Source organism: Bordetella sputigena (assembly GCF_965137885.1).
In the GTDB taxonomy this organism is placed as follows: Bacteria; Pseudomonadota; Gammaproteobacteria; order Burkholderiales; family Burkholderiaceae_B; genus Bordetella_C; species Bordetella_C sputigena.
Window position 1 is genome coordinate 94,161 of the sequence record NZ_CBCSCA010000005.1, and the last position, 8,050, is coordinate 102,210.

The window sequence follows — 8,050 nt, forward strand, 5'->3', positions numbered from 1 at the left end:
CGATGCCTTCCCCCGCGTTCTGGCGGGGCCGGCGGGTGCTCTTGACCGGCCATACCGGCTTCAAGGGCGCCTGGCTGGCGATATGGTTGGAACGTCTCGGGGCGTCCGTATGCGGAATTGCGCTGGCCCCCGCCACGACGCCGAATCTGTTTGACCTGGCCCATATCGGCGATCGCCTGCAGAGCCATCTGAGCGACGTCCGCGATATGGCGGCGCTCGACCGTATCGTCAATGCCTTCCAGCCGGAGGTGGTGCTGCATCTGGCCGCGCAACCGCTGGTCAGGGCCAGCTATGACGATCCGGTGTTCACCTTCGGCTCCAATGTCATGGGTACGGTCCATGTACTGGAAGCGGCCCGCCGCGTCGGATCGGTACGCGCCATCGTTGCCGTTACGACCGACAAGGTCTACCGCGACCAGCGCACATTCTTCCCGTACCGCGAAACGGATACGCTGGGTGGCCACGATCCCTACAGCGCCAGCAAGGCGGCCGCCGAAATCGTTATTTCCAGCTATCGGGACGCCTTCCTGCGGTCCGCGGGCATTCCGCTCGCCAGCGTGCGCGCCGGCAACGTGATCGGCGGCGGCGACTGGTCGCGGGACAGGCTCATCCCCGACGCGGTAAGGGCGTGGCAGGACGGCGGGACACTGCAGGTCCGCAATCCGGCGGCGGTACGCCCATGGCAGCACGTACTCGAGCCCCTGAACGCCTACCTGTGCCTGGCGGAGAGACTCTGGGACCAGCCCACCCTGGCCGACGCCTACAACATAGGCCCCGACGGGCACGATGTGCGGAGCGTGCGGGACATCGTCGAACTGGCGCGCACTGTTTATGGAGAGGGCGCGGTCGAATTCGGCGCGGCACAAGCGGACGCGCCGCACGAAACGCACTACCTGTCACTGGAAACCGCCAAGGCGCGGCACGTCCTGGGCATCGAGCCTCGCTGGTCCGCCGCCGACGCCGTGCGGCTGACCATGGAGTGGTACCGCAAGTTGAAACAGGGCGGCGACGCGCGCGAGCTGTGCCACGCCCATATCGATTCGTTCGAGCGTAAGTCATGAGCAATCTGGAAATAAGGCCGTGCGCTCTGGCCGGGGTTTATACCGTCCATCGCAGCGCGCACGCCGACGACCGCGGCTACTTCGAGCGGCTGTTCTGCGCGGAAACGCTGGAAGCCGCGGGCTGGCACGGTCCGATCGCCCACGTCAACCACAGCCTTACCATCCATCCCGGGACCGTGCGCGGCATGCACATGCAACTCGCGCCACACGCCGAGATGAAGCTGGTGATGTGCATGCGCGGCGAACTGTGGGACGTGGCGGTCGACATGCGCAAGGGATCGCCGACATTCCTGCAGTGGCATGGCGAAAAATTGTCGGCGACCAACGGCGTCGCGTTGCTGGTGCCGGAGGGCTTTGCCCACGGCTTCCAGGCACTCGCGCCGGACACCGAGCTGGTGTATTGCAATACGCGCGCCTATGCCCCCGGCGCCGAGGCCGGCCTGCATCCCCTGGACCCGCGCGCAGGCATTGCGTGGCCCCTGCCGGTGCGCAATATGTCGCCCAAGGATGCGGATCGCGCCTTCCTCGATGAGGGCTTCGCCGGGTACGACATACCCGTGAAGCACGTCGGATGAGAGTCCTGCTGACCGGCGCCAACGGCTTCATCGGCCGCCACGTCCTCGACGCCCTGCTCGCGCGCGGCGTGGAGGTCGTCGCGCTGGGCCGCGGCCGGCCGCGCAATGCCGGGGCCATCGACTTCATCGAAGCCGACCTGCTGGCGACCCCGGACTACGCCCGCATCACCGACACCGCCCGGGCCACCCACCTGCTGCACCTGGCCTGGTACGTGGAGCACGGCAAATTCTGGGATTCCCCGCTCAATGAAGCATGGCGCGATGCCACCGCCGGGCTGGTCGAAGCGTTCTGCCGCGGCGGGGGAAAGCACGTCGTCGCCGCCGGCACCTGCTACGAATACCGCCACGACGATACGCCCTGCGATGAGGAAAGCACCGCCATCGAGCCGGCGACGCCTTACGGAAATGCCAAGCGGGAGACCCAGGAACGCTTGCGCGACATCTGCGAATCGCATGGCGTCGCATGGGCCTGGGGACGGATTTTCCTGCTGTACGGAGAAGGCGAAGGCCGACGTCGTCTCGTGCCGGCCCTGGCCGATGCCCTGCGCGGCCGCGCCGCGCCGTTCGGCGTCCACCGTGACGCCCGCCGGGACTTCATGCATGTCGCGGACGTGGCGACGGCCTTCCATGCCCTGCTCGGCGAACAGGCGAGCGGCTGCTACAACCTATGCTCGGGCCAGGCCACCGCGATAGAAACCATCGTGCGCGAAATCGCCGACGTGCTGGGCACGAGCCCCGATCCGGTACTGGACCTTGCCCCCGGCGGCGCCAAAGGCCCCGCCAGCCTTTTTGGCCGCAACGACAGGCTCGCCGGCCTGGGCTGGCACCAAGCGCTGTCGCTGCGCGAAGGCCTGGAGAAAACACTCGCATGCATCTAGCCACCTGCCCGCTCTGCGGCACGCCCGCTCCCGCGCCTTTCGTCAGTCGCGCCGACGTGCCCTGCCATCAGCACCTGGTCTATGCCACGCCGGAAGAAGCGCGCGGCATCGCCAGGGGCAGCATAGATATGGCGGCATGCCCATCCTGCGGCTTCGTATTCAACCGCAGCTTCGATCCCGCCAGACTGTCCTATGGGCAGAGCTATGACAACGCGCAATCGCATTCCGCGCACTTCGACACCTATCTGGATGGCCTGGCTGGAATGCTGGTGCGCGACAAGCAGGTGCGCGACTGCACGATCGTGGAAGTGGGCTGCGGCAAGGGCGAATTCCTGCGCAAGCTGGTCGCCGATCCCGCCACGGGCAATCGCGGCATAGGCTTCGATCCCAGCTATATCGGCCCCGAGACGGAGCTGGACGGCCGGCTCGTATTCCGCAAGTCGTACTACGACGCCTCGTGCGCCGCGGTCCCGGCCGACGTCGTGATCTGCCGGCACGTGATCGAGCACATCCAGACCCCCCTGGACCTGCTGCGTTCCGTCAGGGCCGCCTTATCGCAGGCGCGCAACGCCCGCGTGTTCTTCGAGACGCCCGCGGTCGAGTGGATACTGCGCGGGCAGGTGATCTGGGACTTCTTCTACGAACATTGCTCGCTGTTCTCCGCGACCTCCATCCGCGCCGCCTTCCAGCGCGCCGGCTTCAGGGTCGAGGATGTCCACTACATCTTCGGCGAGCAATACCTGTGGGTGGAAGCCAGCCCGGTGGATGCCGCGGCCGCGGGCAAGGAAAGGACGCCCGATCCGTCCGAGCTCATCGGGCTGGCGCACGCTTACGCCGAGGCCGAAACACGGCTTATCCATCATCTGAAGACGCGCCTCGACGATGCCTGCGGCCGCATGAAAATCGCCGTCTGGGGCGCCGGCGCCAAAGGGGTGACGCTGGCCAATATGCTGGACCCGGACGGCACCCGCATCGATTGCCTGATCGACCTCAACCCCAACAAACAAGGTCGTTTCGTACCCGGCACCGGCCATCCCATCGTCAGCCCGGCACAAGCCGCCGGGCGCGGCGTGGCGATGGCGGTCCTGATGAACCCCAACTACCGAACTGAAAATCTGAAAATCCTCGCGGAACAGAACATCCGTATGGATCTCGCGGACTGGAGCAAACAATGAAGCTGCTGATAGACACCGATGCAAAGCTGCTGACCATCACCGAAGGCAAGGAAACGCGTTCCCTGGACCTGTATTCCAAGGAAGCCTTCGAAGCCATCTCGCGCCAATGGGTGCGCGTGGGCTGGGACCAGAAATACCACTACACCTTCAGCTGGATGGGCCGACCCGTCATCCAGCTGCCCGAGGACATGGTGCGGATGCAGGAAGTGATCACGCAGCTGCAGCCCGACGTGATCATCGAAACCGGCGTCGCGCACGGCGGCTCGCTGGTGTTCTACGCATCCCTGTGCAAGGCCATGGGACGCGGCCGTATCGTCGGCATCGACATCGAAATCCGACCGCATAACCGCGCCGCCATCGAGGCCCACCCCTTGATGCCCTACATCACCCTGGTGGAAGGCAGCTCGACCGCGCCGGAAACCGTCCAGCACGTCGCATCCCTGGTTAAACCGGGCGAAAAGGTGCTGGTCATCCTGGATTCCAACCACACCTACGATCACGTGCTGCAGGAGCTGGAGCTTTATTCCGGGCTGGTTACGCCGGGGTCGTACATCGTGGCGACGGACGGCATCATGTACGACCTGGCAGACGTGCCGCGCGGCACGCCGGGCTGGACCACGGATAACCCGACGTACGCCGCCCGCGATTTCGCCGAAAAGCATCCCGAATTCAAGGTTGCCACGCCGTCCTGGCCGTTCAACGAAAGCGCGCTGGACCAGAACATCACGCACTGGCCAGGCGCCTGGCTGAAGCGCGTGTAAGCCATGCCCGCGCCCGCCGCGATGCGGGGGCGCGGGCGCGCCGGTTTTACTTCTTGCGCGTGGGCGGCAGGTCCGTGCAGACCCCTTCCGCCACTTCCGCGGCCATGCCCACCGACTCGCCCAGCGTGGGGTGCGGGTGGATGGTCTTGGCGATGTCGACCACATCCGCGCCCATCTCCACCGCCAGCGCCAGTTCGCTGATCAGATCACCGGCATGCGTGCCGACGATGCCGCCACCCAGGATGCGGTGGTTGTCGGCATCGAAAATGAGCTTGGTGAAGCCTTCGTCGCGGCCATTGGCGATGGCGCGGCCGGAGGCGGCCCAGGGGAACACGCCCTTCTCGATCTTGATGCCCTGCTTCTTGGCTTCGTCTTCCGTCAGGCCCACCCAGGCGACTTCCGGGTCCGTGTAGGCCACGGCCGGGATCACGCGCGCATCGAAGAAAGACTTCTCGCCGGACGCCGCTTCCGCCGCCACATGGCCTTCATGCACGGCCTTGTGCGCCAGCATCGGGTTGCCGACGATGTCGCCGATGGCGTAGATGTGCGGCACGTTGGTGCGCATCTGCTTGTCCACCGGGATATAGCCGCGGTCGGTCACGGCGATGCCGGCCTTGTCGGCGCCGATCTTCTTGCCGTTGGGCGACCGCCCCACCGCCTGCAGCACCAGGTCGTAGCGCTGCGGTTCCTTGGGCGCGCCCTCGCCTTCGAAGGTGACGTAGATGCCGTCCTTGCGGGCTTCGGCGGCCACCGTCTTGGTCTTGAGCATGATGTTGTCGAAGCGCGGCGCGTTCATCTTCTGCCACACCTTGACCATATCGCGGTCGGCGCCCTGCATCAGGCCGTCCAGCATCTCCACCACGTCCAGGCGCGCGCCCAGCGTGGAGTACACCGTGCCCATTTCCAGGCCGATGATGCCGCCGCCGACGATCAGCATCTTCTTGGGAATGCTGCGCAACAGCAGCGCGCCGGTCGAATCCACCACGCGTTCGTCGTCCGGCATGAAAGGCAGGCGCACGGCCTGGCTGCCGGCGGCGATGATGGCGTTCTTGAAGCGCACCGTCTGCGTCTTGCCGTCCGCGCCCTTGACGGTCATGTGGTTGGGATCGGCGAATTCGCCCACGCCCGTCACCACGGTGACCTTGCGCATCTTGGCCATGCCGGCCAGGCCGCCGGTCAGCTTGCCGACCACGCTGTCCTTGAAGCTGCGCAGCTTGTCCAGGTCGATCTTGGGTTCGCCGAAGGTGATGCCGTGGTCGGCCAGGGCCTTGGCTTCTTCCATGACCGCGGCGACGTGCAGCAAGGCCTTGGACGGGATGCAGCCGACGTTCAGGCAGACGCCGCCCAGGGTCGAATAGCGCTCGACCAGCACCGTCTTCATGCCCAGGTCGGCGGCGCGGAAGGCGGCCGAATAGCCGCCGGGGCCGGCGCCCAGCACCAGCATGTCGCACTCGATGTCGACATTGCCGGAATAGGTCGCGGCCGCGGGTGCGACGGCACCGGCAGCGGGCGGAGGCGGCGGCGACTTGTCGGCGGCCGGAGAACCGGCGGCCTGCGAGCCGGCGGCGGCGCCGGATTGCGCCGGCGCGGCCTTCTGCGCGTCCGAAGACGCGGCGCCCTTGCCCGCATCCGACGACGCGGCCCCGGCCGCCGCGGGCTCCACTTCCAGGATGGCCGTGCCCATGGACACCTTGTCGCCAACCTTCACCTTCACCGACTTGACCACGCCGCCTTCGGACGCCGGGATCTCCATCGACGCCTTGTCCGACTCCACCGTGATCAGGCTCTGTTCCGCCTTGATCGTGTCGCCGGGGGCCACCAGCACCTCGATGACTTCCACTTCCTTGAAGTCGCCGATGTCGGGTACCTTGATTTCCACCGTATTGCTCATATCGATCCCCGATTACAGCGCGATGCGGCGGAAGTCGGCCAGCAAGGCGGTCAGATAGGCATTGAAGCGCGCGGCAGCGGCGCCATCGATCACGCGATGGTCATACGACAGCGACAGCGGCAGCTTCAGGCGCGGCACGAATTGCTTGCCGTCCCATACCGGCTTGAACTCCGAGCGCGACACGCCCAGGATGGCGACTTCGGGGGCGTTGATGATGGGCGTGAAGTGCGTACCGCCGATGCCGCCCAGCGACGAGATCGAGAAGCAGCCGCCCTGCATTTCAGCGGGCGACAGCTTGCCGTCGCGCGCCTTCTTGGCCATGTCGGAGCTTTCCCTGGCCAGGTCCAGGATGCCCTTTTTGTCGGCATCGCGGATCACCGGCACCACCAGCCCGTTGGGCGTATCGGCCGCGAAGCCGATGTGGTAGTACTGCTTCAGCACCAGGTTGTCGCCGTCCAGCGAGGCATTGAACTCCGGGAATTTCTTCAGCGCGGCAACGACGGCCTTGATCAGGAAGGCGAGCATGGTGACCTTGACGCCGGCTTTCTCGTTTTCCTTGTTCAGCGTGACGCGCAGCGCCTCCAGATCGGTGATGTCCGCTTCGTCGTTGTTGGTGACGTGCGGGATCATGACCCAGTTGCGATGCAGGTTCGCGCCGGAAATCTTCTTGATGCGCGACAGCGGCTTGGCCTCCACCGGGCCGAACTTGCTGAAATCGATCTGCGGCCAGGCCAGCACATTCAAGCCGCCGACATTGCCGCCGGCCGCCGCGCCGGCCGCGGCGGGCGCGCCACCGGCCAGGGCCTGCTTGACGAAACCGCGCACGTCGTCTTGCGTGATGCGACCCTTCGGACCGCTGCCCGCCACGCGCGTCAGGTCCACGCCCAATTCGCGCGCGAACTTGCGCACCGAGGGCGAGGCGTGCGGCAGTTGGCCGGGCTTGAGTTCTGCTTCGGGCAGCGCGGCCGCGGGCGCGGCGCGGCCGGCCGACGAGGACGATGCCGCGCCAGAAGCAGCGGCGGCGGGGGCCGGCGCGGGTGCCTGGGCCGGCGCCGCCGCGGCGGCTTGTGCGGGCGCGGCGGCCGGCGCGGCGGCGGGGGCGTCCCCGCCTTCCACCACAACCACCGGCGTGCCCTTGGACACCTTGTCGCCGACCTTGACTCGCACTTCCTTGACCACGCCGCCTTGCGACGAGGGGATTTCCATCGAGGCCTTGTCCGACTCCACCGTGATCAGGCTTTGTTCGGCCTTGATGGTGTCGCCGACGGCGACCATCACTTCGATGACTTCGACTTCCTTGAAGTCGCCGATGTCGGGCACTTCGATGACCTGCTGGCCGCCGCCCTGCGCGGGCGCGGCGGACTGGGCCGCCTCCTGCACTTTCGGCTGGGCCTGGCTGTCCTGCCCGGCCGGCTTGGCTTCCGCCTTCGCTTCGGCCTTGGCCGGCGCGGCGGCGGCCGCTTCGGAGGCGCCACCCGCTTCCAGCTCCAGGACCACCGTACCCATGGAGACCTTGTCGCCGACCTTGACCTTCACGGACTTCACCACGCCGCCTTCGGACGCCGGGATTTCCATGGATGCCTTGTCCGACTCCACCGTGATCAGGCTCTGTTCCGCCTTGATCGTGTCGCCGGGAGCCACCAGCACTTCGATGACTTCGACTTCCTTGAAATCGCCGATGTCAGGTACCTTGATTTCCACCGTATTGC

7 protein-coding genes are annotated in these 8,050 nt (G+C 66.5%); 5 read left to right on the forward strand and 2 right to left on the reverse strand.

The genetic code is table 11. The annotated features are described in order from the left end of the window. The first annotated feature begins 2 nt into the window (after positions 1 to 2). The 5 genes from rfbG to ACNA0R_RS11595 are packed head-to-tail and all read left to right on the forward strand — an operon-like array spanning position 3 to position 4,450. Entirely contained in the window at positions 3 to 1,061 is a 1,059-nt protein-coding gene (gene rfbG, locus ACNA0R_RS11575; protein ID WP_415826153.1) for a CDP-glucose 4,6-dehydratase, read from the forward strand. Next, positions 1,058 to 1,636, forward strand: a complete 579-nt coding sequence (locus ACNA0R_RS11580; RefSeq protein ID WP_415826154.1) for a dTDP-4-dehydrorhamnose 3,5-epimerase family protein — start codon at positions 1,058 to 1,060, stop codon at positions 1,634 to 1,636. The genes rfbG and ACNA0R_RS11580 overlap by 4 nt, the downstream gene beginning before the upstream one ends. Beyond that, a complete protein-coding gene (locus tag ACNA0R_RS11585; protein WP_415826155.1) occupies positions 1,633 to 2,514 on the forward strand; it encodes an NAD-dependent epimerase/dehydratase family protein in 882 nt (293 codons plus the stop codon). Before ACNA0R_RS11580 ends, ACNA0R_RS11585 begins: the two co-directional genes overlap by 4 nt. Next, entirely contained in the window at positions 2,505 to 3,689 is a 1,185-nt protein-coding gene (locus ACNA0R_RS11590) for a class I SAM-dependent methyltransferase (protein WP_415826156.1), read from the forward strand. The genes ACNA0R_RS11585 and ACNA0R_RS11590 overlap by 10 nt, the downstream gene beginning before the upstream one ends. Continuing rightward, positions 3,686 to 4,450, forward strand: coding sequence for a cephalosporin hydroxylase family protein (locus ACNA0R_RS11595; protein ID WP_415826157.1), 765 nt, complete (start codon positions 3,686 to 3,688; stop codon positions 4,448 to 4,450). The genes ACNA0R_RS11590 and ACNA0R_RS11595 overlap by 4 nt, the downstream gene beginning before the upstream one ends. A 46-nt stretch (positions 4,451 to 4,496) precedes the next feature. Here the strand turns inward: ACNA0R_RS11595 and lpdA are convergent, their stop codons facing one another. Further along, positions 4,497 to 6,341 carry a dihydrolipoyl dehydrogenase gene (gene lpdA, locus ACNA0R_RS11600; RefSeq protein WP_415826158.1) on the reverse strand — a complete coding sequence of 615 codons (1,845 nt, stop codon included), beginning with the start codon at positions 6,339 to 6,341 and terminating at the stop codon, positions 4,497 to 4,499. 12 nt (positions 6,342 to 6,353) lie between these two features. Beyond that, positions 6,354 to 8,050, reverse strand: a 1,697-nt coding sequence (gene aceF, locus ACNA0R_RS11605) for a dihydrolipoyllysine-residue acetyltransferase (RefSeq protein WP_415826159.1), incomplete at its 5' end; no start/stop codon positions are given.